Origin of the sequence: Brevibacterium sp. (assembly GCF_031179145.1) — a bacterium.
Taxonomy (GTDB): Bacteria; Actinomycetota; Actinomycetes; order Actinomycetales; family Brevibacteriaceae; genus Brevibacterium.
The window spans coordinates 253911-280539 of record NZ_JAPSIB010000001.1; the positions used below are offsets into that span (position 1 = coordinate 253911).

25 protein-coding genes are annotated in these 26629 nt (G+C 68.2%); 14 read left to right on the forward strand and 11 right to left on the reverse strand.

Going from position 1 to position 26629, the window contains the following annotated elements:
• The first annotated feature begins 60 nt into the window (after positions 1 to 60).
• From fabG to RIT73_RS01140, 3 genes are all read left to right on the forward strand, one after another.
• Entirely contained in the window at positions 61 to 771 is a 711-nt protein-coding gene (gene fabG / locus RIT73_RS01130) for a 3-oxoacyl-ACP reductase FabG (RefSeq protein ID WP_309130208.1), read from the forward strand.
• 81 nt (positions 772 to 852) lie between these two features.
• Positions 853 to 1611 carry an enoyl-ACP reductase FabI gene (gene fabI, locus RIT73_RS01135; protein ID WP_309130209.1) on the forward strand — a complete coding sequence of 253 codons (759 nt, stop codon included), beginning with the start codon at positions 853 to 855 and terminating at the stop codon, positions 1609 to 1611.
• Positions 1612 to 1624: 13 nt separating this feature from the next.
• Complete coding sequence (locus RIT73_RS01140; protein ID WP_309130210.1) at positions 1625 to 2125, forward strand: histidine phosphatase family protein; 501 nt, start codon at positions 1625 to 1627, stop codon at positions 2123 to 2125.
• A 24-nt stretch (positions 2126 to 2149) separates the two neighbouring features.
• On the opposite strand, the gene serB is transcribed toward RIT73_RS01140, so the two are convergent.
• Both serB and RIT73_RS01150 read right to left on the reverse strand, forming a co-directional pair.
• Positions 2150 to 2785, reverse strand: a complete 636-nt coding sequence (gene serB, locus RIT73_RS01145) for a phosphoserine phosphatase SerB (protein WP_309130211.1) — start codon at positions 2783 to 2785, stop codon at positions 2150 to 2152.
• The gene (locus tag RIT73_RS01150) at positions 2782 to 3516 is read right to left on the reverse strand and encodes a hypothetical protein (RefSeq protein WP_309130212.1); all 735 of its coding nucleotides are present in this window, start codon (positions 3514 to 3516) and stop codon (positions 2782 to 2784) included. The genes serB and RIT73_RS01150 overlap by 4 nt, the downstream gene beginning before the upstream one ends.
• 67 nt (positions 3517 to 3583) lie before the next feature.
• Between RIT73_RS01150 and RIT73_RS01155 the strand changes: the two genes are divergently transcribed.
• From RIT73_RS01155 to RIT73_RS01170, 4 genes are all read left to right on the forward strand, one after another.
• Positions 3584 to 4372, forward strand: coding sequence for an ABC transporter ATP-binding protein (locus tag RIT73_RS01155; protein WP_309130213.1), 789 nt, complete (start codon positions 3584 to 3586; stop codon positions 4370 to 4372).
• Positions 4372 to 5184 (forward strand): sulfite exporter TauE/SafE family protein, encoded by an 813-nt coding sequence (locus tag RIT73_RS01160; protein WP_309130214.1) that lies wholly within the window; start codon positions 4372 to 4374, stop codon positions 5182 to 5184. The genes RIT73_RS01155 and RIT73_RS01160 overlap by 1 nt, the downstream gene beginning before the upstream one ends.
• Before the next feature lie 34 nt (positions 5185 to 5218).
• Entirely contained in the window at positions 5219 to 6154 is a 936-nt protein-coding gene (locus RIT73_RS01165) for an RNA methyltransferase (RefSeq protein ID WP_309130215.1), read from the forward strand.
• 516 nt (positions 6155 to 6670) lie between these two features.
• On the forward strand, positions 6671 to 7441 hold the full coding sequence (locus tag RIT73_RS01170) for a phosphatase (RefSeq protein ID WP_309130216.1): 771 nt from the start codon (positions 6671 to 6673) through the stop codon (positions 7439 to 7441).
• A gap of 42 nt (positions 7442 to 7483) precedes the next feature.
• On the opposite strand, the gene RIT73_RS01175 is transcribed toward RIT73_RS01170, so the two are convergent.
• Positions 7484 to 8035 carry a YbaK/EbsC family protein gene (locus RIT73_RS01175; RefSeq protein WP_309130217.1) on the reverse strand — a complete coding sequence of 184 codons (552 nt, stop codon included), beginning with the start codon at positions 8033 to 8035 and terminating at the stop codon, positions 7484 to 7486.
• Positions 8036 to 8211: 176 nt separating this feature from the next.
• Here RIT73_RS01175 and RIT73_RS01180 point away from each other — a divergent pair, with 176 nt between their 5' ends.
• Positions 8212 to 8466: a type B 50S ribosomal protein L31 gene (locus tag RIT73_RS01180; protein ID WP_009375892.1), complete on the forward strand. Its 255-nt coding sequence runs from the start codon at positions 8212 to 8214 to the stop codon at positions 8464 to 8466.
• Between the two features lie 125 nt (positions 8467 to 8591).
• Here the strand turns inward: RIT73_RS01180 and RIT73_RS01185 are convergent, their stop codons facing one another.
• The 3 genes from RIT73_RS01185 to RIT73_RS01195 are packed head-to-tail and all read right to left on the reverse strand — an operon-like array spanning position 8592 to position 10757.
• Entirely contained in the window at positions 8592 to 9437 is an 846-nt protein-coding gene (locus RIT73_RS01185) for a PfkB family carbohydrate kinase (RefSeq protein WP_309130218.1), read from the reverse strand.
• Positions 9438 to 9485: 48 nt separating this feature from the next.
• Positions 9486 to 9950 (reverse strand): tRNA (cytidine(34)-2'-O)-methyltransferase, encoded by a 465-nt coding sequence (locus RIT73_RS01190; protein ID WP_309130219.1) that lies wholly within the window; start codon positions 9948 to 9950, stop codon positions 9486 to 9488.
• Between the two features lie 15 nt (positions 9951 to 9965).
• Positions 9966 to 10757: a class I SAM-dependent methyltransferase gene (locus RIT73_RS01195; RefSeq protein WP_309130220.1), complete on the reverse strand. Its 792-nt coding sequence runs from the start codon at positions 10755 to 10757 to the stop codon at positions 9966 to 9968.
• Positions 10758 to 10910: 153 nt separating this feature from the next.
• Between RIT73_RS01195 and RIT73_RS01200 the strand changes: the two genes are divergently transcribed.
• Positions 10911 to 12437 (forward strand): lipase maturation factor family protein, encoded by a 1527-nt coding sequence (locus RIT73_RS01200; protein ID WP_309130221.1) that lies wholly within the window; start codon positions 10911 to 10913, stop codon positions 12435 to 12437.
• Positions 12438 to 12645: 208 nt separating this feature from the next.
• Here RIT73_RS01200 and RIT73_RS01205 read toward each other — a convergent pair whose 3' ends face one another.
• The 3 genes from RIT73_RS01205 to RIT73_RS01215 all read right to left on the reverse strand — a co-directional run bounded on the left by RIT73_RS01205 (position 12646) and on the right by RIT73_RS01215 (position 15064).
• Positions 12646 to 13011, reverse strand: a complete 366-nt coding sequence (locus tag RIT73_RS01205) for a DsrE family protein (RefSeq protein ID WP_309130222.1) — start codon at positions 13009 to 13011, stop codon at positions 12646 to 12648.
• Between the two features lie 47 nt (positions 13012 to 13058).
• Positions 13059 to 14642, reverse strand: a complete 1584-nt coding sequence (locus tag RIT73_RS01210) for an HD domain-containing phosphohydrolase (protein WP_309130223.1) — start codon at positions 14640 to 14642, stop codon at positions 13059 to 13061.
• Positions 14643 to 14815: 173 nt separating this feature from the next.
• Positions 14816 to 15064 carry an SCO4226 family nickel-binding protein gene (locus RIT73_RS01215; RefSeq protein WP_309130224.1) on the reverse strand — a complete coding sequence of 83 codons (249 nt, stop codon included), beginning with the start codon at positions 15062 to 15064 and terminating at the stop codon, positions 14816 to 14818.
• Positions 15065 to 15426: 362 nt separating this feature from the next.
• Here RIT73_RS01215 and RIT73_RS01220 point away from each other — a divergent pair, with 362 nt between their 5' ends.
• The 5 genes from RIT73_RS01220 (at position 15427) to RIT73_RS01240 (ending at position 23784) form a co-directional block, all read left to right on the forward strand.
• A complete protein-coding gene (locus tag RIT73_RS01220) occupies positions 15427 to 16098 on the forward strand; it encodes a porin (protein ID WP_309130225.1) in 672 nt (223 codons plus the stop codon).
• Positions 16088 to 17782 carry a DNA polymerase Y family protein gene (locus RIT73_RS01225; protein WP_309130226.1) on the forward strand — a complete coding sequence of 565 codons (1695 nt, stop codon included), beginning with the start codon at positions 16088 to 16090 and terminating at the stop codon, positions 17780 to 17782. Before RIT73_RS01220 ends, RIT73_RS01225 begins: the two co-directional genes overlap by 11 nt.
• A complete protein-coding gene (locus RIT73_RS01230) occupies positions 17782 to 21201 on the forward strand; it encodes an error-prone DNA polymerase (RefSeq protein ID WP_309130227.1) in 3420 nt (1139 codons plus the stop codon). Before RIT73_RS01225 ends, RIT73_RS01230 begins: the two co-directional genes overlap by 1 nt.
• Before the next feature lie 202 nt (positions 21202 to 21403).
• Positions 21404 to 22726 (forward strand): bifunctional o-acetylhomoserine/o-acetylserine sulfhydrylase, encoded by a 1323-nt coding sequence (locus tag RIT73_RS01235; RefSeq protein WP_309130228.1) that lies wholly within the window; start codon positions 21404 to 21406, stop codon positions 22724 to 22726.
• A 23-nt stretch (positions 22727 to 22749) separates the two neighbouring features.
• Positions 22750 to 23784, forward strand: a complete 1035-nt coding sequence (locus tag RIT73_RS01240; protein ID WP_309130229.1) for a homoserine O-acetyltransferase — start codon at positions 22750 to 22752, stop codon at positions 23782 to 23784.
• Positions 23785 to 23812: 28 nt separating this feature from the next.
• On the opposite strand, the gene RIT73_RS01245 is transcribed toward RIT73_RS01240, so the two are convergent.
• Both RIT73_RS01245 and RIT73_RS01250 read right to left on the reverse strand, forming a co-directional pair.
• Positions 23813 to 25840, reverse strand: coding sequence for an acyl-CoA dehydrogenase family protein (locus tag RIT73_RS01245; RefSeq protein ID WP_309130230.1), 2028 nt, complete (start codon positions 25838 to 25840; stop codon positions 23813 to 23815).
• A complete protein-coding gene (locus RIT73_RS01250; RefSeq protein WP_309130231.1) occupies positions 25841 to 26593 on the reverse strand; it encodes a TetR/AcrR family transcriptional regulator in 753 nt (250 codons plus the stop codon).
• Between the last annotated feature and the right edge of the window lie 36 nt (positions 26594 to 26629).

Here is a 26629-nt window from a genome sequence, read left to right on the forward strand (position 1 = left end):
GACGCGGTGGGCAAACACGATAGGTTTGGTCTGTATTCGTCGAATCAACAGGAGAGTTCTGTGTCTGAACCACGCGTAGTCCTCGTCACCGGGGGCAACCGCGGGATCGGTCGCACCATCGCCGAGGAGTTCCTCGCCCTCGGCGACAAGGTGGCCGTCACCTCCCGCAACGGAGATGCCCCCGAAGGAGCATTGGCGGTGGCCGCCGATGTCACCGATACCGCATCCCTCGACCAGGCCTTCAGCCAGGTCGAGGAGCAGCTCGGCCCCGTCGAGGTGGTCGTGGCCAACGCCGGCATCACCCGGGACAACCTTCTCATGCGCATGAGCGACGACGAGTTCGAAGCCGTCGTCGACACCAACCTCACCGGTGCCTTCCGCACCGTCAAGCGCGCCATCACCGGCATGATCCGAGCCAAGAAGGGCCGAATCGTCCTCATCTCGTCCGTCTCCGGGCTCTACGGCGTCCCCGGTCAGGCCAACTACTCGTCCTCGAAGGCCGGACTCGTCGGCCTGGCACGGTCGGTCACCCGTGAGCTCGGCTCCCGCGGCATCACCGCCAACGTCGTCGCCCCCGGGTTCATCCGCACCGACATGACCGACGAGCTCAGCGAGAAGCAGCGATCAGACTACCTGTCGACGATCCCGGCCAAGCGCTTCGCCGAAGCCACCGAGGTCGCCCAGGTCGTGCGCTGGATCGCCTCCGACGAGGCCGCCTACATCTCCGGAGCCGTCATCCCCGTCGACGGCGGCCTCGGCATGGGACACTGAGCACCAGCATCACTCGACCAAGAGCCGTTGAGTCTCCGCACGGACGTCGGCTCTGCATAAGCATCATGAGAAAGGACCACCATGGGAATTCTTGAGGGAAAGCGCATCCTCGTCACCGGAGTGCTGACCGAGGCCTCCATCGCCTTCGCGGCCGCCCGCATCGCCCAGGAGCAGGGTGCTGAAGTCATCCTCTCCAGCTTCGGCCGGCAGATGAAGATCACCCAGATCATCGCCGAGCGCCTGCCCGTCACCCCGCGCGTGATCGAACTCGACGCGACCAACGAGGATGACCTCGCCGCCCTGCCCGAGCGTCTCGAGAGCAACATCGACGGCATCGTCCACGCCATCGCCTTCGCCCCCAAGGACGCCCTCGGCGGCGTGTTCCTCGACACCCCCTGGGAGTCGGTCTCCGCGGCGATCCACGTCTCCGCCTACTCGCTCAAGGCCATCACCGTCGCCGCCAAGCCCGTCCTCAACCCGGGCTCCGGCGTCGTCGGCCTGACCTTCGACGCGACGATCTCCTGGCCCGTCTACGACTGGATGGGCGTGGCGAAGGCCGCGTTCGAATCGACCGCTCGCTACCTCGCGAAGTACGTCGGCGACGACGGTGTGCGCGTCAACCTCGTCTCGGCCGGTCCTCTCAAGACCACCGCCGCCACCTCGATCCCCGGCTTCGGGACGCTCGAGGACATGTGGGGCGAGCGCGCGCCGCTGGGTTGGGACCAGAAGGACACGACCCCGGCGGGCAAGGCGATCGTGGCGCTGCTCTCGGACTGGTTCCCCGCCACGACCGGTGAGATGGTCCACGTCGACGGCGGATTCCACTCGACCGGCGCCTGAGTCGGCTCCCACGATGCCTGTGCTCATCCTCGCCCGCCATGCCACGGCGGAAGACGACGGTCCCACCGACTATGAGCGGTCGTTGAACGCCAAGGGCCTGGCCCAGGCGATCGAAGCCGGAGCCGAGATCGCCGAGCGCTGGTCACCCGATGTGGCCATCGCCTCGGCGGCGCGGCGCACCATGCAGACCGGGCAGGCCGTCGTCGAGGCGGTCAACGCCCCCGACGACTCCCCGTCCGCGAGGGGGCTCGAGCTGCGGCTCGACGAATCCCTCTACCGCGCAGGAGTCGAGGACTGGATCGATGTGATCCGCTCGATCCCGGCCGAGGCGAACTGCGCCTACATCGTCGGCCATCAGCCGACCGTCGCCGAGGTGATCGGCCACCTGTGCCCCGACTTCGGAGTTCCGCAGTCGTTCCGGCCGTCCTCGCTGGCGGTGTTCACACTCGAGAGCTGGGACGTCGAACCCGGGCAGTACCCCGAGCCGGAGCTGAGGTACTTCCACGGCGTCTGAGTCGGCAGGGGAACCTGCCTTGGCTCAGAGCAACTGCAGGACCTGGCGCAGGTCGCGTTCGACGATGACGGCGTCGGCAGCCTGCGCCAGCGCCGGCTTCGCGCAGAACGCGACTCCCAGGCCGGCGGCCTCGATCATCCCGATGTCATTGGCTCCATCCCCGACCGCCACAGTCAGGGAAGGATCGCAGTCATAGGTGCGCACGAGCTCGGCGAAGATCTGCGCCTTCGCACTCGGATCGATGACCCGGCCCCGGGTCCGACCGGTGAGTCGGCCGTCTGCGATCTCGAAGCTGTTGGCGAAGACCTCGGTGATCCCGACCTCCGTGGCCAAGGGGGCGATGACTTCGGTGAAGCCGCCCGAGACCAGAGCCACATGACCGCCCCCGGCCATCACCGCCTCGACGAGGTCCTGGGCGCCCGTGGTCAGGGTGATCTGCGACCGGACGGAGTCGAGCACGGACACCGGCAGGCCCCGCAGCAGTGCGACCCGTTCGGCCAATGACGCCGCGAAGTCGATCTCGCCGGCCATCGCCCTCTCCGTGATCTCCGCGACCTGGGGGCCGACCTGGGCGTGGAAGGCGATGAGGTCGATGACCTCCTCATTGATGAAGGTCGAGTCGACGTCCATGACCAGCAGCTGTGCTCTCTTCTCATTCACTCCTTCATCGTAGCCACTGCCGTGATGTAGTCCGCGGCGGCGGGGTGCAGCCGGGCCAGCAGAGCGCCGAACTCGGGCGGGGCCACGGTCGCGGGAGCCAGCACGCTGCGCATCCGGTCGTGGATGTCCAGGGCTGCGTAGATCGCCCGCCCGTCGGCGCTGCGGGGGATGAGCTTCGAAATCGGATGGCTGGTGCTCAGTTCCTCCTGCCAGTCCCGCCACGGGCCCGTGCGCCATGCCTCGGGCACGCGGGTGGTCTCGACGATGCCCAGACCTTCCATCACGAGCAGACGCAGGCGGCGCAGCGCCTCGGCGGGGGTGCCGACCGTGACCGGGCGGAAGACCGTGTCCGCGCAGGCGATCACCTCGACGTTCTCCTCGGCGCCGAGGAGGACGACTGCGACCTGCTGCTCACCGCGGTGGAGGACCACCGGTGCCGTGTGCCGGCCCACCCGCAGCCGGTCGGCCTTCGTCACTGGGGGAGTCGTGTGCGGCAGGGAGGGGTGGTGCAGGGACAGCCGCGCATGGGTGACGCCCTGGCCGGCGATCTCGGCCGCGAAGAGCAGCAGCCCGGTGGGCGCATGAGTGCCGAAGACCTCGTCCGAGACGATGAGGGGAACATCACGTCCGTCGTCGAGGAAGGCCGCGGACACCTCGTCGGGGGCCATCGTCGCACGCAGGCGGTGATTGAGCGCCAGGGTGAGCAGGAACGAGTCGAGAGTGGAGTCCATTCGAACCAGGATAGACCCGCGTGCCTGCGGTGTAGAGCGCGGTGCGCCTGGGATAGAGTGTGGAGACATGAGCGATGTCCTGACTTTGGAGTCCGTGTCCGTGCGCCGAGGAGAGAATTTCCTCCTCCGAGACTTCTCCCTGACCGTCTCAGAAGGTCAGCACTGGGTCGTCCTCGGCCCCAACGGCGCAGGCAAGACGACTCTGCTGGAACTGGCCGCCGGACGGATGCACCCGACCTCGGGAGTGGTCGGCATCCTCGAGGAGAGGCTCGGACGCGTCGACGTCTTCGAGCTGCGTCCGCGCATCGGCTACGCCTCGACGGCGCTGGCGAACCGGATCCCCATGTCCGAAGCGGTCCTCGACACCGTGCTCACCGCCGCCTACGGCGTCACCGGCCGCTGGGTCGAGGAGTACGACGACGCCGACGTCGACCGGGCCAAGGACCTGCTCACAGCCTTCGACATCACCCACCTGGCCACGCGCACCTTCGGCACCCTGTCCGAGGGTGAGCGCAAGCGCGTGCAGATCGCCCGCGCCCTGATGACCGATCCGGAGCTGCTCCTCCTCGACGAACCCGCCTCGGGACTCGACCTCGGCGGCCGTGAGGAGCTGCTGATCGCGATGACCGAGATCCTGTCCTCGAAGTGGGCGCCGGCGACCATCATGGTCACCCACCACGTCGAGGAGATCCCGGTCGGGATCACCCACGCCCTGCTCATCAAGGACGGTGCCCCGGTCGCGGCTGGGCCCCTCGACGAGACCCTGACCGCGGAGAACCTCTCGGAGACCTTCGACATCGACGTCAAGCTCAGCCGCGACGGCGCGCGCTTCCACGCCAGATCGCATCTGCAGTGATGGAGTGGTGGCAGATTGCGCTGATCGTCGTCGCCGGCGTCGGCGCCGGGGGGATCAACGCCGTCGTCGGTTCGGGCACCCTCATCACCTTCCCCGCGCTCGTCGCCTTCGGCGTCCCGCCCGTGGTGGCGACCATGAGCAACGCGGTCGGCCTCGTGCCCGGCAACATCACCTCGTCGCTGGGCTACCGGGAGGAGCTGCGCGGCCAGTGGCGGAGGATCCTCGGGTTCGTCCCCGCATCCATCCTCGGGTCGCTGACCGGCGCCTATCTGCTGCTCCACCTGCCCGAGGACGCGTTCGAGACGATCGTCCCGGTTCTCCTCGTCGTCGCCCTCATCATGGTCGTCGGACAGCCCGCGCTGTCGCGCTATCTCAAGGAGCGCTCCCTGCGCCGGGCGCAGGAGAACGGAACCAGCGCCTCCGTCGCCGAGGTGGGGGACCCCCTCGGCACCGGGCGCTACATCCTCACTCTCATCGTCGTGTTCCTCACCGCGATCTACGGCGGCTACTTCGCCGCGGCGCAGGGCATCATCCTCATCGCCCTGCTCGGGCTCATCCTGCCCGACGACCTGCAGCGCCTCAACGGGCTGAAGAACGTGCTCGTCCTCGTCGTCAACACGGTCTCGGCGACGACGTACATCATCGTCGGCCATGACCGGATCAATTGGATCGCCGTCATCTGCGTGGCCGTCGGCTCCCTCGTCGGCGGGTACTTCGGCGCACGGATCGGACGGAAGTTCTCGCCCGTCCTGCTGCGCACCATCATCGTCGTCCTCGGCCTCGTCGCGATCTGGCGGATCCTGACCCTGTGAGACTCGAAGCGCGTCTCGAAGAACGGTGGGGCAGGTGAACACTCCGGCCAAGGCCCCGATGACCCGCGAGCAGGTGATCGCCGGCGCCCTCGCCCGCGGCATCGCCGCGGATCGACTGCACTTCTTCGACGCCGAGGCGGTGGCAACGCAGCCATCCTCGGTCGGCGGTCCCTCGCAAGGTGAGCTGTCCGGCCTGCGGGACTACACGCACCTGACCGACGTCGCGCTGCGCAGCGTGCGCGAACCTGCCGAAGGGCTGTTCATCGCGGAGTCCTCGAAGATCATCCGCCGTGCGCACGCCGCAGGGCTGAGTGCGCGGTCCTACCTGACCAGCCCGAAGTGGCTCTTCGATCTCGCCGATCTGCTCGCCGGCAATGATGCGCCCATCTTCATCGGCACGGACGCCGCCGTCGAGGCGCTGACCGGCTTCCACCTCCACCGCGGCGCGCTGGCGGCCATGCACCGGCCGGTGACGGCACCCGTCGAGCAGCTGGTGGCCGATGCCCGGCGGCTCGTCGTCATCGAGGATGTCGTCGACCATACGAACGTCGGCGCGATCTTTCGCTCGGCCGCCGCCTTCGGGGTCGACGCTGTGTTGGTCACCCCCAGGTGCGCCGACCCCCTCTACCGCCGCTCAGTGCGGGTGTCTATGGGCACCGTGTTCCAGGTCCCCTGGACCCGCATCGGCGAGTGGCCCGTCGGTGTCGACCGGCTGCGCGAGCTGGGATTCCACGTCGCGGCACTGGCCCTCGATGAGGACTCCGTGTCGATCCAGGAGTTCGCCGCCGCGGCTCCCGACCGCTGCGCCATCGTCCTCGGCACCGAGGGCGACGGGCTCGGGCGGGCGACGATCGCGGCCTGCGATTCGACGGTGATGATCCCGATGAGCGGGGGAGTGGACTCTCTCAACGTCGCCGCCGCCTCGGCGGTCACCTGCTTCGCGCTGCAGAGAGATCCGTCCGGAGGCTGAGGCCCGACTGAGGGCTGAACGGCGGCGCTGCCGACACCGACGATGCCGTCCGGGAGACGATCATCCGCGCCCATCGTGCACTCGACCGTTTCGATGCCGATCGCGCGGCGAAAGCCGACACCGCAGCCCTTACCGATGCGCAGCTGCTGGCAACATCCACACCGACTGGCGTCCGCCCGGCGGCGGCGCGGCCGGAGCACTCAGCCACGACGTCATCCACGGACTCGACATCACCGAACCCCTCGGCCTCCCCGCAGTTCCACCCGAACGGATCCGGCTGGTGCTCGAACACGCCGGTGAGAAGAACCTCGCCTACTTCGGAGTCGACCTCACGGTCGCCGCCTCATCGCCGACGCCGTCGACCTGACCCTCGGCACGGGACCGGACGAAATCCGGATGAGTGCCAGGGAGATGCTACTGACAGTGACCGGAAGGGCAGGCGCAGTGACCTGACCAGCAGCGGGGCGGATATGGGAAGATGAGAACGCTGACATCCCCACCTGACCGAGGAGACCATTGGACCGCAGCCAGCTCGCCCGTGCCCTTGAAAGCGCCCGCATCACGGGGGAGGTGGCGACCCCGCGAGAGAACAACCTCGCCCACATCCACCGGTTCCTCGCCCAGGAGCGGCAGTTCGACTTCGGCGTCGACCTGACCCGGGAGTGGGACTATCAGTCCGTCTTCGCGCTCATGGTCGACCGTGCCGGTCTGCGTCCGGAAGCCGACTACTCCGACGGTGTCGACACCATCTCCACCGACCGCTGCCTCGACGCGCTCGAGGCACTGGCGACGGCCGTCGGTGACGTCGCGCGCGCGGGCGGGACGATCCTCTTCGCGACCGGGCACCCGGCCGGCATGCTGCCGGTGCACATGGCGATCGCCGCGGCCGCAGAGGACAACGGCGCCCGCATCATCGGCCAGGACAGCGTCATCCCCGTCCCGGCCATCGGCGGGGACTGTCGTGAGATCAACCGGGTGTGGATCTGGCACCTGCACGGCGGCACCCCGCACACCCACCTCGCCGAACCCATGCACACCCTCCTCGACGACCTCGATCGCCGAGGAGGACCCGCCCCTGATCTCGTCGTCGCCGATCACGGATGGGCAGGAGCCGCCGCGAGCAGGGGGCTGCGCACCTACGGCTACGCCGACTGCAACGATCCCGCCCTGTTCGTCGCCGAGGCGCAAGGTCAGATCGAGGCAACCGTCCCCCTCGACGACGATGTCGCCCCCTACCTCTACCAGCCGATGATCGGCTTCGTCCTCGACAGGGCGGGGTTCAGCTGAGTGCAGGGTTCAACTGCGGGCGGGCTCGACTGAGCACAGAGCTCAGGCGATCTCGTGGGCGAGTCCGTCGATCACCTCGGCGCCGGGAAGCGACGCCAGGGCCTGGCCTGCGAGGATGAGCTTCGAACCGCGGATCCCGGAGCCGATGATGACGTCGTCGGCCTCGACGATGCGGGAGTCGATGAGGACCCGATAATGCGTGGGCAGTCCGATCGGTCCGATTCCGCCATACTCCATTCCCGAGTCCACGACAGCCCGCTCCATGGGCAGGAACGACGCCTTGCGGACGTCGAGGAGCTTCTTCACGCGCTTGTTGACGTCGGCGCGAGTGTGGGCGAGCACCAAGCAGGCCGCCACCCGCTCCTCACCTCCACGGGCACCGGCGACGAGCACGCAGTTCGCCGAGGTCTCGGGTCCGAGACCGGTGGCATCGAGGAGGGCGGCGGTGTCAGCGATGACCGGGTCGATCGCGAAGACGTCGACCGCCCCATCAACGGTGGGAAGCGCTTCGGCGGTCGGCTGGGCCAGGAGCTCGGGAGCCTCGGCCGCGGGGTGGAGCGTGAACTGGGTCGAGAGTCTCTCCTTAGTGTTCATGACCACAGTCTAAGAGCTTCGGGTCGAATCGCTTCCCCGACGTCCATCGGATAGACTGGACTGTCGGTTCGCGTCCGGTTCCTACGGCGCGAAACGTTTCCAGCAGACGAATTCGGGCACTGGCGGATGGGTCGACCCATACCAGGCGCCTGATTGGATTCAGCAAAGGTAAGCATATGAAAAAGGACATCCACCCGGAATACGCGCCGATCGTGTTCAACGACCTCGCGTCCGGAACCAAGTTCCTCACGCGCTCGACCGCGAAGAGCGACAAGACGATCGAATGGGAAGACGGCAACACCTACCCCGTGATCGACGTCGAGATCTCGAGCGCCTCGCACCCGTTCTACACTGGAAAGCAGCGCATCCTCGACTCGGCCGGTCGTGTCGAGAAGTTCAAGGACCGCTACAAGGGCTTCGGCAAGCGCTGATCCCGCCGCGGCGTCCGGCCGCGCGCACGTTCTCAACGGAAACTGCCCCGCACTCTTGGAGTGCGGGGCAGTTCTCGTCCCTGCTGACGATGCCCAGACGGACCGAGGCCGGCAGCGTCGGGAGGTCAGCCCTCGACCGTCAGCGGTTCGTCGACGGTGACGACCACCTCGGAGGAGGGCGTCGTGCGGGCGGCGGGGTGGAACAGGGACGCGACTCCGGTGGCGTTGTCGAGGCAGCCGGCGATGCCGTGGGCGACCTGCTCCTTGGCGGCGATGACCGCTTCGCGGATGCTCATCCCGGTCGCGATGCCGGCGGCGATCGAACTGGCGAAGGAGCAGCCGGCGCCGTTGACGAGCTTCTCGTGGACCTTGCGCGAGCGCAGGATCGTCGCGGTCTCACCGTCGTAGAGGACGTCGATGGCGTCCTCACCGGCCAGTCGTGCACCACCCTTGACGACGACGTTCTGGGCGCCCTGGGCGTGGATGATCCTCGCGGCCTCGATCATGCCCTGAACGGAGTCGATGGGATCGAGACCGGCCAGGGTCGCGGCCTCCTCGAGGTTCGGGGTGATAACGGTGGCCAGGGGCACGAGGTTCTCGACGAACAGGTCCTTGAGATCGACCATCGTGCCCGCGCCCTTGCAGACGAGGACCGGGTCGAAGACATAGGGCAGTTCGTTGGTCCGCAGCTCGCGGGCGAGCACGAGCGCCGAGTCCACGGATCCGAGCATCCCCGACTTGATCGCCTGGAACTCATGCACGGACAGTGCCGATTCCAGCTGCCGGTTGACGACCTCGGGGTCGATGAACTCGAGCACGTGGCCGTAGTCCGCGGCCGGATCGAAGGTGACGATGCAGGTGACGACGGCGGTGCCGAACGCGCCGTATTCCTCGAACATCTTGAGGTCGGCTTCGAGCCCGGCTCCGCCGGAGACGTCGGAGCCGGCGATGGTGAGCACTTTGGCGGTCATGAGGGTCCTTTCACAATGATCTGACGACGAAGAGTCTACGCGTGCGGCTCACGCGCCCGCATAGCCGTGCTGACGCCACGCCTCATAGAGGGCGATGGACGCCGAGTTGGCGAGATTGAGCGAGCGCCTCGACGGCAGCATCGGGATCCTCACGCTCAATCGCACGTGCTCATCGGCGATGACCGTCTCGGGCAGCCCCGTCGACTCCTGACCGAACAGGAGGACATCGCCGTCACGGTAGTCCACCTCGGCGAAGGACGTCTCCGCGTGCGTGCTGAACGCGATCACCCGGCGATCGCCGAGGTGGTCCCAAAGGTCCGTGATCGACGCGTGCACGGTGACATTGGCCAGGTCATGGTAGTCGAGACCCGCCCGCCGCAGCTTCGCGTCGGAGAGGTCGAACCCGAGGGGTTCGACGAGGTGGAGGTGGGCTCCGGTGACCGCGGCCAGGCGGATGGCGTTGCCGGTGTTGCCCGGGATCTCGGGAGTGTGGAAGACGATGTCGATGTTCATATGGGTGTCATTGTCTCACTTCGGCGCGAGTAGCCTACGCATGAGCAGGTAGCCCTGAGGTGTGCTCTCGGGGTACTGCCCGTGCTGGTCGGGTTCCCGCTCGACGCGAGCGACCGGGGCGAATCCGTGGGCCCGGAGGCGGGAGGCGACCGAGCCGAGCGTTCGCCGGTGGAAGCTGAGATCGACATCGATTCCCGCCAGCTCGGTGAAGTGCTCCACCTGGTGGCCGGCGGCAAGGCCATCCGCTTCGGTGGGATCGGTCGGCTCTGCAGGATGGGTCGGTTCGGAAGGGAGCTGGAAGGCGAGCTGGAAGTGGCCGCCCGGCCGGAGCACCCGGGCCACCTCGGCGAAGACGGCGTCGAGATCCTCGTCCGGGACGTGGATGATCGAGTACCACGCCACCACCCCCGCGAGGCTGTCGCTGTCCCGGGGCAGACAGGTCATCGTCCCGACGGTGAAGTCGATGCCAGGATGATGCTGCTTCGCCTGGGCGATCATCGCCGGCGAGAGGTCGAGCCCGCTGGCCTCGAGACCCAGTGCGGCGAGGAAAGCGGTGATCCGGCCGGGTCCGCAGCCGAGTTCGAGCGTCTCCGCGCTGCCGGTGGCGAGCACGAGTTCGGAGAACGCCCCGAGCACGGCGCGATCATAGGGCTTCGCGGCGAGTTCGTTCGCGATCCAGGCGGTGTACTCCTCCGCGATCGCATCGTAGGAGTCCCGCGTCGCAGTCCGATGGTCGGGTGAATGGTCAGCGCTGCCGGGGGCAGTGTCGCGGTGGCGGTCGGGTGCAGGGGCAGGGGAGTCGGTCATCTGCTCAGCCTATGCCTTCGACCAGCGTCAGCGAGGCTCTTGCCGGACCCCTGTTGGCTGTGCTCAACTGGCAGGACCTGCACTGAGAAGCACCCCGGATCGACGGGCCGCCACCGGCCCGAGGAAAAACCCGGGGTGGATGCGAGGGACGTGATGGACTGGGCTGATTGGCTGCTGCTCCTCGACGCGCATGACTACACGATCGCGCGCGAGGTCATCATGCGCGGGGTCGCGGCCGTGTTCCTCCTGGCATTCCTGTCCTCCTTCTGTCAGTTCCCCGCCCTGCTCGGCGAGCGCGGTCTCCTGCCCGCACCGGTCTTCATCCGTCGGACCAGCGGCCGTTGGTCACCGAGTCTCTTCCGCTGGCGGCGCACCCCCTACAGCGACCGCCTGCTGCGCGTGGTGTGCGTGGTCGGGATGGTCCTGGCCGCCTCGGTGGTGGCAGGGGTGGTGCAGCTGGGACCGGCATGGACGCCGATCCCGGTGTTCCTCGCGATGTGGGGCCTCTACCTGTCGATCGTGAGCATCGGGCAGCGCTTCTACGGTTTCGGCTGGGAATCGATGCTCCTCGAATCCGGGTTCATCGTCGGCTTCCTCGGTTCGCACGAGGTCGCTCCGCCACTCCTCATCCTGCTGTTCCTGCGCTGGCTGATGTTCCGCCTCGAGTTCGGGGCGGGGATGATCAAGATGCGCGGCGATCAGTCCTGGCGCGACCTGACGGCGATGAACTACCACCATCAGACTCAGCCCATGCCCAATCCCCTCAGCCGCTGGGCGCATCAGAAACCCGAGTGGTGGCACAAGTCGGAGACGTTGGGCAGTCACATCATCCAGTTGGTGATGCCGTGGCTGCTCTTCCTCCCGCAGCCGATCGCCTCCTGTGCCGCCTGCCTGATCATCGGCTCTCAGTTGGCGCTGGTCATCACCGGCAACTATGCCTGGCTGAACTGGCTGACCATCATCCTCGCCTTCTCCGGCATCAGCGACTCCTTCCTCCGCTGGGTCGGCGGCGGCCCGTTCCCGAGCTGGGGCTGGGAGCACTGGGGCGAGGCGACCGGCGGGAACGCGGTGGGCGCTGGCGCCTCTGCTGCTGATGGCAGTGTCGCGGTCTCCGGCGCCTCACCTCTGTGGTGGCTGATCCTCACCGCTGGGGTGTTCGTGGTCCTCGCCGTCCTCAGCCGGCGTCCGCTGCTCAACCTCTTCTCCGCGCACCAGCTGATGAACGCCAGCTACAACCGCTGGCATCTCGTCAACGCCTATGGGGCATTCGGCTCGATGAGCCAGGAGCGCCGCGAGGTGATCATCGAAGGCACTCTGAGTCCGGACCCGGAGGAGGCGGACTGGCACGCCTTCGAGTTCAAGGGCAAGCCGGGCGACGTCTCGCGGAGGCCACGGCAGTTCGCCCCCTACCACCTCCGACTCGACTGGATGATGTGGTTCCTGGCACTGGGGGACTGTGGAGACGAGTGGTTCCTCCGTCTGCTGCGGAAGATCCTCGCCGGTGACCCGGGAGTGCGGCGTCTGCTCCGGGTCGATCCCTTCGACGGCCGGGCGCCCGCCCTGATCCGGGTCCGGGTCTTCGACTACCGCTTCGCGACGAAGGCGGAGAAGCGCGAGACCGGGCAGTGGTGGGTGCGTGAGGAGCTCGGCACCCTCGTGGCACCGCGCGGCCACCTCTGAGAATCGCCGCGCCGGGCACTGTCTGCCTTGGCCGACTCGGCCGGCGAAGTGCCCTCCGTCGACACAGCCGCACCGTGGGTTCTGCGGGCGAGGCTAGACGGGACGGAATCCGCTGCACACGAGCCGCATCTGTGCCCAGGATGATGTCGGTGATGTATGCGCCATCCGCCCACCGAGCGACGTGTCAACAGGAGTGTCAGCAGGCGTGTCAGTAACTGAACGTGTTGGCCGGCTCATCACCGATCCACCCCCACATCGGTATCGTGCCGCCGAGTTCCGCGGCGGCGAGGAGGTCGTCCTTGTCCAAGTGCTTGGCGTCGAAGCAGATTGGGCAGACCATGAAGCGTCCGCCGGCGTCGACGTACCTGCGGACCAGGTCTTCCAGGGGAGGGCACCCTGCGCATGCCGTGCCCCTGGCGACGCCGCCGATGACCAGGCGCACCGCCTCCTTGGTGAGGAACATCAGGGTGGGGCGCTCCGTCTCGGCGGATCCGACGGCGACGAGGAAGGCCACGGTGACCTTCTCGGCGTCCTCGAGTCCGGTGCTGAGGCTGATGACTGTCTTGGTTTTCATGTCGGCTCCTTCGTTGAACGCAACGTTAGGCGTTCGGGAGCCCCCGATCATGGGGCAGCTGCCCCATCTTCCGCGCTGCCGGCGATGCCGTGCTGAAGAGCGAACAGGGCAGCGCCCGTGCGGTTGCTCACCCCCGCCTTGAGGTAGATGTGCTCGAGGTGGTTCCGCACGGTCTTGGCGCTGATGACCAGGCGCCGTGCGATCTCGGTGCTCGTGAAGCCGCGCGCGAAGAGGCCAAGGACCTCCACCTCACGAGCGGTGAGACCGGCGGGCCCGGGGGAGCGGCGGCCCTGCTGGTGTCCGGAGACGGCCAGGACGGCGTCGACGGCCGTGGCGTCGAGCCGGCCCGCACGGACTTCGGAGCGGAGCCGGGCGGCTGCCTGCTCCGTCGCCAGCGCAGGGCGATGGGGTCGGTGCTCAAGGGATTCCCGGTAGCTGTCCGCAGCGGCCAGGATGCGCTGCGTCATCGGCAGGGCCGAGCCGCCGATGCCCCGGGGGTAGCCCGACCCGTCGAGGCGTTCCCGGTGGTTGCCGGCGACGGCGGCCACAGTCTCCAGCCCGCGGACCCGGTTGAGGATGCGCCCGGTCAGGTAGGGGTAGAGCCGGATCCGCTCCCGGTCCGACTCGGTGAGCGGGCCCTGCTTCTCCCACACCGAGTTGGGCACGCCCATGCGTCCGAGATCGTGCACCAGAGCCGCCTGTCGAACCAGGTCCACGTCCTCTCCCGTGAGACCCACGTGCACTGCCGCGGCGGCAGCCGTCTCGGCCACCGTTCGTGAGTGCCCCGCGGTGAAGGGGCATTTGAGATCGGCGAAGTCGCCGATGGCCCCGAGCAGCGAATCGAGTTCTCCGCCGTGCAGCACCACGTCGCCGTCGGGCGCCAGATCGAGCGCCGTCGCCCAGACATCCTGGTCGGGGAGTGCGTCGATCCGATCCCGGCACCGGGACAACGCCTCCACCAGCGAAGGGTCGAACTGCCTGCCGCTGCGCTCCCTGGTCATGGCAAGGGCGCCGGACACGCCGTACATGCGCAGGTGCACCTCGCACGTCTCCGCCAGTTGGACCACACGCGTCGCGAGCGGAATCTCATCGCGGCTCCGTGCCGCGGGCAGGCCGTTGCCGTCCCAGCGTTCGAACGCGCACTCGACGGCCTCGCCGACTGCCCGTTCCAAACCGATGCGCTCGGTCATCAGGCCCGCTGAGAGGCAGTGCGAGTGGATCAGGGCTGCCATCCGCGCCTGAGGGGCGAGCAGCAGGGAGAGCCGCTTCTGCGTTCGCCGGGGCAGCGGATCATTGGAACCGGTGCGTCTCAGGAGGTATTTCATGTACGCCGGACCGGACCAGTCGAGCTGATAGCTGTCCCTGCGCATGGCCAGATCATCGCCGAACCAGCGGCTGAACTCGTGCGAGTCCGCATGGCAGCCGATCCACAGCACCAGGTTCGTGTAGTAGATCGTGGTCCGCTGCTCCTCGGTGAGGTCGAGCTCCTCGGCCAGGATGGCCGCCAGCAGCGACGACCTCAGCATGTGCTCCATCGGCAGCCCCAGTCCGAGGTCAATGGCGATCGAGAGCGCGGCCAGCACCTCAGCCCTGCGTGCGCCCGCGCCCCGCCCATCGGTCTGCCGCTGCATGCTGAAAGTATGGCACGCGCCCGTCCGAGGCACACCACTTCTTTTTCTTTGCCCTCGATGTTCGGCACGACGCCGAACAGGACTCTGACCCGGGGCGGCCTCACCGCCGGCGCGGCGCGGCCGCGTCGATGCCGGCGCTCAATGAGGCCGTCCCCGCGTCAGGGTCTCTCCGATCACACGTTGATGGGCACCTCGTAGACGTTGTCCGCGGGGTGCCCGGTCCTTTCGTGGATCCGCTGCACCGCTTCGGCCGTCGGTGCCTCGGACAGGCAGAACACTGTGCCGCTGACGGGGTCGGCCCAGGCGCGCTCGAAGCTCACTCCCTCCTCGTCTTGGATTGCCAGGTCGGCGCTGTGAGCCTGCGCCAGCATTTCAGTGGTGATTCCTGTCATGCCGCTGTGGACATCCATGAACTTGGACATCGGATCCCCTTCCCGAGAACCTTGCTGTGAGGAAACTGGTGATTTCGAGCATGACGCAATGACCGCCCTGGCGCATGGGGCAAGTGCCCCATTCTGAGGAACGCAGCTGAGGAACCCGACCGAAGAACCAGGGCGAGGGATTTCGGCGAGGCGGGAGAGCGTCGTGTCGGTGCCGATCCCTAGGGTGAGGATCGGTCGAGGGGCGACGAACGAAGCGGGTCCGAGCGCGTGTGCGCGGGTCGCGGATCTGACCTGCGGGATTATCCTGCATCGAGGTGCGGATCGGAGCCGCGACACGCCCGAGAATCCGCAATCACCTCTTGAATCTTGCCAATTTCGAACACTAGTTCGATAATGGAGACATGTCTGCAGTGCCACTCGTCGAACAGCTCAGCCGGGAGATGGGGATCTCCACGGCCACGGCTCTGTTCCATGGACACGCACCCAGACCAGTGCACCCGGTGCTGGCGCCGCTGTTCCGCCGCGGTGGTCTGCCCCGAGGTGAGATCGTGACCATGACGGGTTCCCAATCGCTGAGCTGCGCGCTCGCCACCATCGCCGAGGCGACCAAGGAGCAGAAGTGGTGTGCCGGGATCGGACTCGGTGAGCCGGCTGTGTCCTCCATCGCGGATCTCGGGGTCGACCTCGACCACTTCGTCAATGTCGTCACACCCGCCCAGGATTGGCTGCGGGTCGCCTCCATCCTCATCGAATCCTTCGACATCCTCGTCGTCGACCCCGGGTATCTGCCCAGCGCGGGGGAGCAGGCACGTCTGCTGGCGAAGGTGCGCGAACGCAGGGTCAGCTTCATCAGCCTGGCACCGGCCAAAGGGAGCACGGAGCAGATCGAGATCACGGACACCCAGTGGTCGGGCACCGAGCACGGCCAGGGTCGACTGCGTTCCTGCCAGGTCGTCGCCCGTTCTCAGACCGGGGTCCATCGCTTCCTGCTGCCCGGTCCCGACGGCACTCCCACCGAGGTGCCCGCTTCCGTGCCCGAGCGGATGAAACCGGTGATCCGCAGTGTCAGCTGACCCCGCACTCGAACTGCCCCTGCCCGGCCGGGTCGAAACCGGCCGGGTCGAAACTGAACGGTCCCTGGTCCTCACGGTTCCCGACTGGTCGGCGGTGGCAGCCGCGGCCGAACACGATCTCGATCCCCGCACCCCGGTGGTCGTCCTCCACGGAGGCAGAGTGATCGCCGCCGACGCCTTCGCCCGATCCGCCGGCGTCATCCTGGGCATCAGCAAGCGGGCGGCCCAGCTGCGCTGCCCCGAGGCCCGGGTGGTGGTCTGGGACGAAGAGGTGGACAATCGGCACTTCTCCGCCGGGGTGAGCGCCCTGGAGGAGCTCGTCGCCCGCTTCACCCTGCTCAGCCCGGGCACGCTCACGATTCCCCTCGGCTCACTCCGGCACGGCTACGCGGATGAGCCGAGCGCGGTCGAGGCCCTGATCTCCTCTTTCGTGTCCGCGACCGGGTGGGAGTTCTTCCCCGGCATCGCCGACACGGTCTTCGCCGCGGTGCTCGCCGCCAGGCAGGCCAGGCGAGTCGAGCCGGGGGAGACGCGGCAGTTCCTGGCCGCTCAGCCGATCCATGCCCTCGAATACGCCGGGGCCGAGTATGCCGAGCTCATCGACGTCTTCGGCCACCTGGGTCTGCGGACCCTGGGCGACCTGGCGGCCCTCGACGCCAAGGACGTCAACTCGCGGTTCGGCGAGCTGGGCAGGCGCGCCCACGGTCTGGCCACCGGCCGTGGTCGGACAGCTGTGGACGACCATGTCCGGAGCGAGCAGTTCGGAGTCGAGGTCGGCCTGGACACTCCGACCACCCGCAGCGACACCTTGAGCTTCCTCACCCGCCAGCTCGCCACCGAGCTGCTGACCAAGGTGCGCCGGCACAGCCTCGTGTGCACGCAGATCACGATCGAACTCAGCGCCGTCGGCGGTCAGTCCTCGACGCGGACCTGGCGGATCGATGACATGAATGAGACGAGCATCGCCGACCGTCTGCGCTGGCAGGCCGAGGGGTGGCTGGCCGGCAGCGCGGGCGGGTCCAAGTCGGGCGGGTCCAAGTCGGGCGGAGCCAGGTCGGGCGGGGCCGGGCGTCGGAATGCCGAGGCGGGGGATCTGCCCGACCCCGGTCCCGATCCGGAGGACTTCTCCGAGGAGGGCATCATCGCCCTGAGTCTCGTCGCCGCCGAGTTGACCACCGCCATCGGCGCCACCAAGAGCCTCTTCGATGAGAACACCGGCCAGGTCACCCACACTCTCGAACGGCTGCAGGGCCTGTTCGGCCCCGACGCAGTGCTGGTCCCGGGACTCCAGGGCGGGTGGGATCCGGCCGAAACGAACCTGTGGACGCCATGGCAGCAGACCGCGACGCCCGCGCGCAACCCTCGCGCGCCCTGGCCCGGGGCGCTGAGCGCACCTCGGCCCACCACCGTCGAGCACCTGCCCGTCGATGTGCTCACCGCGGACGGCCATCCGGTGGGAGCCCGCCCGGCAGGTCTCGAAGCCGAACCCCGCACGATTCGCTTCCCGGTCGGAGGCGCCGAGGCGATCGCCGACTACTCCGGCTCCTGGCCCATCGAATCGGGCTGGTGGGACCCTGCGCACTCCACCTACCGGACTCGGCTCCAGGTCGTCACCGAATCCGGCCGGGCCCTGCTGCTGAGCAAGGAGAACGGTCAGTGGTACGTCACGGGACGGTACTGCTGATGGGCTTCTCGAATCCCCGCACTCCCTGGTCACAGCTGGCCAAACGGTTGGAGGGCAAGCGTGCGGCGGTCGACGAGCACGCCGAGGGCTCCGATGCGCCCGCGTTCTCCCGTCCGGACCGCTACCGGGTCTCCGTCGGACCCGGAGGCTCCGACGGCTCCGACCGCTATTCGCAACCCCAGCCGGAGCCCGGACCCCAGGCCGCACCGGAGCTCCACCCGCAATCCCCACCCGAGCCACAACCCGAACCTCAACCTCAGCCCGAATCCCAACCCGCGCCCCCACCCGGGCAGCGCGGGCCGCTCCTGCGCACCGCGACCCAGCCCTGGGCGGAGCTGCACGTGCACTCCCAGTTCAGCTTCCTCGACGGGGCCTCCGACCCCGAGGAGCTCGTCGCCGCGGGAGTGGCCGCGGGGCTGTCGTCCCTGGCGCTGACGGACCACAACGGCCTCTACGGTGCGGTCCGGTTCGCCCATGCCGCCGCCGAGGTGGGCCTGCCCACCGTCTACGGCGCGGAGCTGTCCCTGGGCCTTGAGGAGAAGATCCCCGGACAGACGGATCCCGACGCGACCCACCTGCTCGTCCTCGCCCACGGTCGGACCGGCTACCACCGTCTCTCGGCGGCCATCACGAAGGCGAACCTGCGCGGGGAGAAGAACCGTCCCGTCTTCGACCTCGAGGAGCTCGCCGCCATGAGCGGGGACTGGATGATCCTCACCGGCTGTCGCAAGGGTCCGCTGCGACAGGCCCTGGACGAACCCGACGGGGGGCTCGGCGCCCTGCGGAAGCTCATCGCCCTGTTCGGGCAGGAGAGGGTCGCGGTCGAACTCAGCCGGGACGGAACTCCGGACGACGACGAGAGGCTGCGTCACCTCGGCGAGCTGGCAGACCGCACCGGTCTGCCGGTCGTCGCGAGCAATTCCGTCCACTTCGCGACCCGAGCCCAGTGGAGGTCGGCGCAGGTGAGAGCCTCCATCCGGTCCCGTCTGCCCCTGGACGAACTGGCCGGCTGGCTGCCGGCGACGGCGACCGCACGGATCCACACAGGCGAGGAGATGGCTGCGCGGTTCCCCCGGCAGGCCCTGGAGAACGCGGTGCGGATCGGGGCCGAGTGCGCCTTCGAGCTGCAATCGGCGCGACCCGAGCTGCCGCGTTCCCCCAGGCCCGATGACCGGGGAGCCGAGGAATACCTGCGCGCGCTCGTCACCGCATGCGGAACCCGCCGCTACGGCACCCGGGCGGAGAACCCCAGGGCATGGGCGCAGCTCGACCGGGAGATGGACATGATCGCGGAGCTCGGCTTCTGCGGCTACTTCCTCATCGTCCACGACATCGCCGACTTCTGCCATCAGGAGAACATCTTCTGCCAGGGGCGGGGATCGGCGGCGAACTCCGCCGTCTGCTACGTCCTCGACATCACCGCCGTCGACGCGGTCAAGCACGGTCTCCTCTTCGACCGGTTCCTGTCCCCGGACCGCAAGGGGTACCCCGACATCGACATCGACATCGAATCGAACCGGCGCGAGGAGGTCATCCAGTACGTCTACGACCACTTCGGCCGGGAGCGGGCCGCTCAGGTCGCGAACATCATCACCTACCGGGCGAAGTCGGCGATCCGCGACGCCGCGCACAGCCTCGGCTACGAACCCGGCCAGCAGGACGCGTTCTCCAAGACGAGCAACCGCTGGTCGACCCTGCCGGATCCGGCCGAGTCGGAGGTTCCGGCCCCGGTCCTCGACGTCGCCGCCGACCTCCTCGGCTCACCGCGGCACCTCGGCATCCACTCGGGCGGGATGATCCTCGCCGACCGACCCATCGGCGAGGTGGTGCCGATCGAGAAGGCCACCATGCCCGGCCGCACCGTCGTCCAATGGGACAAGGACGACTGCGCGGCCATGGACCTCGTCAAGTTCGACCTGCTCGGCCTGGGCATGCTCACGGCCCTGCACGAGATGGTCGACCTCGTCCACCGGCACACGGGCGAGCGCATCGACCGGGCGACGATCGACGATGAGGACGCCGAGGTGTACGAGATGCTCTGCCGGGCCGACGCCGTGGGCGTGTTCCAGGTTGAATCCCGTGCCCAGCTCGCGACCCTGCCCCGGCTCAAGCCGAGGACGTTCTACGACCTGGCCGTGCAGGTCGCCCTGATCCGGCCCGGTCCCATCCAGGGCGGGTCCGTCCACCCCTACATCCGCCGGCGGCAGGGCCTGGACGAGGTCGAGTACCTCCACCCGCTGCTGGAGAAGTCCCTGGCCAAAACCTGCGGAGTGCCGCTGTTCCAGGAGCAACTGATGCAGATGGCCATCGACGTGGGCGGCTTCACCGGTGCCGACGCCGATCAGCTGCGGCAGGCGATGGGAGCCCGGCGCTCCTCGAAGCGGATGGCCGAACTCGCCGAGAAGTTCCGGGCCGGGGCCCGATCGAAGGGCGTCGACGAGGAGACCGCGGAGTCGATCTTCGCCACCATCGCGGCCTTCGCGAACTACGGGTTCCCCGAATCCCACGCGATCAGCTTCGCGAACCTCGTTTACCAGTCGGCCTGGTTCAAGCACCACCACCATGCGGCTTTCACCGCCGGTCTGCTGCGCAGCCAGCCGATGGGCTTCTACTCCCCGCAGTCACTCATCGCCGACGCCCGCCGACACCGGGTGCCGGTGCTGCCGGTCGACATCCAGGCCTCGCAGGCGCAGACCGATCTCGAACGCGTCGAGACGGGTCAGCTGGGGATCCGGCTCGGTCTCGATACGGTCGCGCACGTCGGCACGAGCGCCGCGGCGATCGTGGCCGAACGGGAGCACGGACCCTTCGCCTCGGTCGCGGACCTGGCCGAACGCACCGGGATCGGCAAACAGGCGCTCGAGTCGCTGGCCACCGCCGGGGCGCTGGCCGGGTTCGACCTCGACCGCAGGCAGGCGCTGTGGGTGGCCGGGGGAGTCGCAGGAGCGCACCCGGGCGTGCTGCCGGGAACCGCCACGGTCACCTCGGCGCCGGCCCTGCCTCTGATGGACTCCTTCGACACGACACTGGCCGAACTCTGCTCCACCGGGATCACCGTGGACGGATACCCGACCGAGATGCTGCGGGAGACGCTGCGCGAGCGGGGTTATGCCTCCACGGCCGACGCCGCGGCCGCCGCGGACGGGCAGCGGATGACGGTTGTCGGCATCGTCACCCACCGGCAGCGTCCGGCCACCGCCTCGGGGATCACCTTCATCAACCTCGAGGACGAGTTCGGGATGCTCAACGTCGTCGCCACGGCCGGTCTGATGAAGCGGTTCCGGAAGGTCGCGACGACGAAGAACGTCCTCGTCGTGACCGGGCTGATCCAACGCGGGGGAGAGGTCGTGAGCCTCTATGCGCACAAGCTCCTCCCGCTCGACGTCCAGTTCCCCACGCACGCCCGCAACTTCCGCTGACGAACGCCCGCCCTCCTCGTCACGACACCGAGGTCCTGTGACGAACCGAGGTCCTGTGACGAACCGAGGTCCTGTGACGAAACATGACGGACGGTGACGCGAACATGACAGGTTCACGCGCTCGCCGCCTGAGCGTCGATGACAGTAGGAACAGCACCCACAACCACCAGCACCCGCCACCATCAGCATTCCAGGAGCAGATATGAGCCAGTCATTCGAAACCCGGCAGATCCATGCGGGACAAACCCCCGATCCGTCGACGGGATCCCGCGCCCTGCCGATCCACCAGACGACCTCGTTCGTCTTCGACAGCAACGAGACCGCGGCGAACCGCTTCGCCCTGGCCGAGCTCGGCCCCATCTACACCCGCATCACCAACCCGACCACCGAGGTGGTGGAGAATCGGATCGCGGACCTCGAAGGCGGAGTCCACGCGGTGCTCACCGCCTCGGGACAGTCGGCGGAGTTCCTCGCGATCGCCAACATCGCCGGGGCCGGTGACCACATCGTGGCCAGCTCCAGCCTCTACGGCGGCACATACAACCTCCTTCACGTGACCTTGCGCAAGCTCGGGATCGAGACCACCTTCGTCGACGTCGACGACCTCGACGCCTGGAAGAACGCCGTCCAGGACAACACGAAGCTGTTCTTCGCCGAGGTCGTGTCCAACCCCCGCTCCGACGTCCTCGACATCGAGGCCGTGTCGACCATCGCCCATGACGCCGGGGTCCCCCTCATCGTCGACAACACCCTGGCCACCCCATACCTGGTGCGTCCGATCGAGCACGGCGCCGACGTCGTCGTCCACTCGGCGACGAAGTACCTCGGCGGTCACGGCACCTCCATCGCCGGAGTCGTCGTCGACGGCGGCACCTTCGACTACGGAGCCGAGCCGGACAAGTTCCCCGGCTTCAACACCCCCGACGAGTCGTACAACGGCCTCGTCTACGCCCGTGACCTGGGCGCGGACTCGCCGTTCGGCGCCAACGTCTCCTACGGTCTGAAGATCCGCGTCCAGCTGCTGCGCGATATCGGTCCCGCCGCCAGCCCCTTCAACGCCTTCCTCATCGCCCAGGGGATCGAGACCCTGAGCCTGCGGGTCGAGCGCCACGTCGCCAACGCGAAGAAGGTCGCCGATTACCTCGAGAGCCACGACCAGGTGACGCGGGTCGCGTACGCCGGCCTCGAATCCAGTCCCTGGCACGAACGGGCGCAGAAGTACCTGCCGAACGGCGTCGGCTCCGTCCTCGCCTTCGACATCGCCGGCGGCTTCGATGCGGCCGTGGCCTTCGTCGACGCGCTCGAGCTGCACTCGCACGTGGCCAACATCGGCGATGTGCGGTCCCTGGTCATCCATCCGGCCTCGACCACCCACTCCCAGCTCGACGAGGAGGCGCAGGCCGCGGCGGGAGTCAACCCTGCGCTCGTGCGCCTGTCCGTGGGACTCGAAGGCATCGACGACATCCTCGCCGACATCGACAAGGGATTCGCCGCAGCCGCAGCCGTCACGGCCGCCGCTGCCTGAGACGAGCCCCAGAAGCAGCTGAGATGACCACCCAGAGCACATCCGTCGAGAGCATTCTCGGCTTCGTCACCGATTCCGGATTCACGTTCGGAACCGTGGAGGTCGCCTACCAGACCTTCGGCACGCTCGATCCCGACCGCAGCAATGCGGTGCTCGTCGAGCATGCCCTGACCGGCGACACCGCCGCCCCCGAATGGTGGCCCGGCGTCGTCGGTCCGGGGGCGGCCATCGACACGGACAAGTACTTCGTGGTGTGCGCCAATGCCCTCGGCGGATGCTCCGGGACCACGGGGCCGCAGTCACTGTGCGACGACGGGCTGCCCTACGGGTCCAGGTTCCCCAACGTCACGATCCGGGACATGGTGCGGCTCGAGCACAACCTCTCCCAGATCTTGGGGATCGAGACCTGGCATGCGGTCATCGGCGGTTCGATGGGCGGCGCTCGGGCGCTCGAGTTCGCCCTGCTGGCCAGTCACAAGGTCCGCAAGTGCGCGGTGGTGGCGTCCCCCGCCTACGTCGAGGCCGACCAGATCGCGTGGGCGATGATGCAGGAGCGCGCGATCCAGCTCGACCCCGAGTACTATGCCGGGGACTACTCCGCCGTCGGCCGGTTCCCCGCTCACGGGCTGGGTCTGGCCCGTCAGATCGCCCACCTGACCTACCGCAACGACGCCGAGCTCAACCAGCGGTTCTCCCGCAGGCTTCGTTCCGCGGATTACTACGAGGTGACCTCCTACCTCGACCACCAGGCGAAGAAGCTCACCGCCCGGTTCGATCCACAGAGCTATGTGGTGCTCTCCCGTGCTCTGCGCGACCACGATGTGCGCACGGGCCGGTCGGACGACCTGCGGACCGCGCTGGCGAACGCCTGCACGGACAACCTCGTGCTCTCGATCTCCTCCGACCGGCTGTTCCCACCCGGACAGGTCGAGCTCCTGGCCCGGAACCTGCCCGGGAAGGTCGACTACCGGGTCATCGACTCGGAGGTCGGCCATGACGGCTTCCTCACCGAGGCGGCCGCCGTGTCCGCGGCCGTCCGTGAGTTCCTCGAATCGTGAGTTCCTCGACTCCTGCGACCCGCGGGAATCACACCGCCGACGAGGTCGTCTGCCGGATCAGGTGCTTCTCGGGGACAGGGAAGTCACGGCGGGAGCGGGCGCGGCGGTAGTGCTCGGCGGCCTCGCGCTGACGCTGGGCCTCGATGCCGGTCGCGATCGTCGCCCGCCGGTGCTTGTCGGTGTAGCCGAAGGCCTCGACGAGGTCGAGCGAGTTCGCGGCGAGCTTCGCGCACAGCCGATTGAGCGTGTCGGGCAGCTGCCGGGCCCGCGACATGGGCAGGCGCCCGTACATGAGATGCCAGCTCATGTGCTTCTCGATCAGGCTCAGACCGTAGGCGTCGCGCAGGCGCCGGAAGACCTTCGCCTGATCCGGATCGTCCTGGGCGCGCATCGTCTCGTCGAGAGCCTTCCACTTCTCCAGCTCGACGTAGGCGCGTGCCATCTCGATGAGCTCGTGCTGTTGCGAGTTGAACAGTTCGGCCGCCGCCGCCGGGGACATCTTCGTGGCCGGACGCAGATCGCCGGCGAGCTCGGAGACCATGACCTCGAGGCGGGTCTCGAGCAGCGAGCGCTGCAGCTTGCCCGAGCGGATCCGACGATCGCCGAGGCCGCGGGTGAAGGCGTCGGAGATCGCCAGCCCGGCATTGGCCAGACCGGTGCGGTAGAGGGAGTGCTCGGCGGCCTGGGTGCCGATGAACCGGGCCACGCCGCCGACGTCGATGTGTGCGAACTCCTTGGCGTAGTCACCGAGGATCCGCTTCGCAGCGAGCTGGAGCAGCACAGTGTTGTCGCCTTCGAAGGTGACGTAGACGTCGAGGTCGGCACGCAGCCCCACGAGTCGGTTCTCCGCCATGTACCCAGCGCCCCCGCAGGCCTCACGGCACTCCTGGATGACGTCGAGGGCCAACCAGGTCGAGTCCGCCTTGAAGGCCGCTGCCCGGGTCTCGAGCAGAGCGCGGTTCTCCTCGCTGTCATCGGCTCCGGAGAACACCTCGTCGAAGGAGGTGAGCAGCTTCTCGTGGGCGAGCGCCGAGGCGTAGACCGCGGCCAGCCTGGGCATCAGCCGGCGCTGGTGCTGCTGGTAGTCCATCAGGGTGGTCTCGGTGATCTCGTCCGAGGTCGTGAACTGCCTGCGCTCGAGCCCATAGCGGATCGCGATGTCGAGGGCGAGCTTGGACGCCACGATCGCGGCCCCGTCGAGAGACACGCGCCCCTGGACCAGGGTGCCGAGCATGGTGAAGAAGCGGCGACCGGGGGAGGTGATCGGCGACGAGTAGGCGCCCGCGGCGTCGACGGCTCCGTAGCGATCGAGCAGATGGGTGCGCGGAATGCGGACGCCGTCGAAGCTGATGCGGCCGTTGTCGACCCCGGGCAGACCGCCCTTGTAGCCGTCATCGGTGAAGGTGATGCCCGGCAGCGGCTGTCCGTCCGAGGTGCGCAGCGGCACGAAGAACGCGTGCACGCCGTGGTTGACCCCGCCGGTGACGAGCTGCGCGAAGACCACTGCCGCGCGGGCGTCGCGAGCGGCGTTGCCGATGAATTCCTTCGTCGCCGCGGTGAACGGAGTGTCGATGACGAACTCCTCGTCCTCGGGCAGATAGGTCGCGGTGGTGCCGATCGCCGAGACGTCCGATCCGTGTCCGATCTCTGTCATCGCGAACGATCCCAGGAGCTCTCCGGTCATCGCCGGACGCAGCCACGACTCGTGTTGGCGGCTGTTGCCGAGGTGGAGGATCGCGCCGCCGAAGAGCCCGAACTGGACGCCGGCCTTGATCTGCAGGCTGGGGGAGGCGGTGACGGTCTCCTCGAAGCCGGCGACGTTGGCCGCATGGGCGTTCTCCCCGCCCATCGATTCGGGCAGGGCCAGCAGCGGCAGACCGGTGTCGGCCATCAGCCCGACGGCTTCGAGCGTCTTCGCTCGGGTTGTCTCGAGATCGTCGGCCGGATCGAGGTGCGTGGTCTCGTTGAGGGCCAGCGACCTGCCGAGGCGGCGGGTGGGGGCCCACCGGCCGTCGAGGACGGCTCCGATCGCGTTGGGGTCGAGGGACAGCGTCATTTATGCTCCTGTTTTCGTATTCGGGTCGGTGCTCAGCTGCAGGGATGCCCACAGCCAGTGGCTGATGGTGGCGGCGAAGTCCTCGGGCGGGCCGGGATCGGCGAGCCAGTTCTCCGTGGCGGCGCGGACGAAGCCGATCGCCCCGGCCGCCCACAGCGTGCCCTCCGGTCCCTGCAGTCCCAGCCGCTCGGCCAGCAGCTCGGCGATGGAGTTGAAGAACCCACCGGTCTCGGCCGGGGCGAAGCGATTGACCGCGGTGTCGCAGAATCGATAGACGCTGGGGGAACCGGCGGCCAGGGTGACGAAGGCCCGGATCATCGCCGTCAGCGCCTCCTCCGGCGAGAGGGTGCCCGAATCGGTGCCCTGATTCCCGCCGGTGGTCGCCGGGGAGGTGCTCGCCGGGGAGGTGCGCGCCGAGGCGGTGCGCGCCGAGGCGGTGCGCGCCGAGGCGGTGCGCGCCGAGGCGGTGCTGGGGTCCGAGGCCGCGTTCGTCGAGGCGGCACCCGCGTCGTCGAGGGACTTCGCGATCACGCCCATCGCCCATTCGCCCATCGCTGCCTGCAGTCCCGCCCGGTCCGTGAAGTACCGGTAGAGAACGGCCTTCGTGGTGCCCGAGTACTCGGAGATCTGCCCCATCGAGAGGTCGTCGCCGTGCTCGTCGACGACGTGGCGGACGGCGCGGAGGAGTTCGTGGCGGCGGAGATCGCGATGCTCCTGCCACCTCGTCGATCGGCCATCTGTGATCGATTTCATGTCACAGACGGTATCAGGTACTGTCGGTAACGGTTA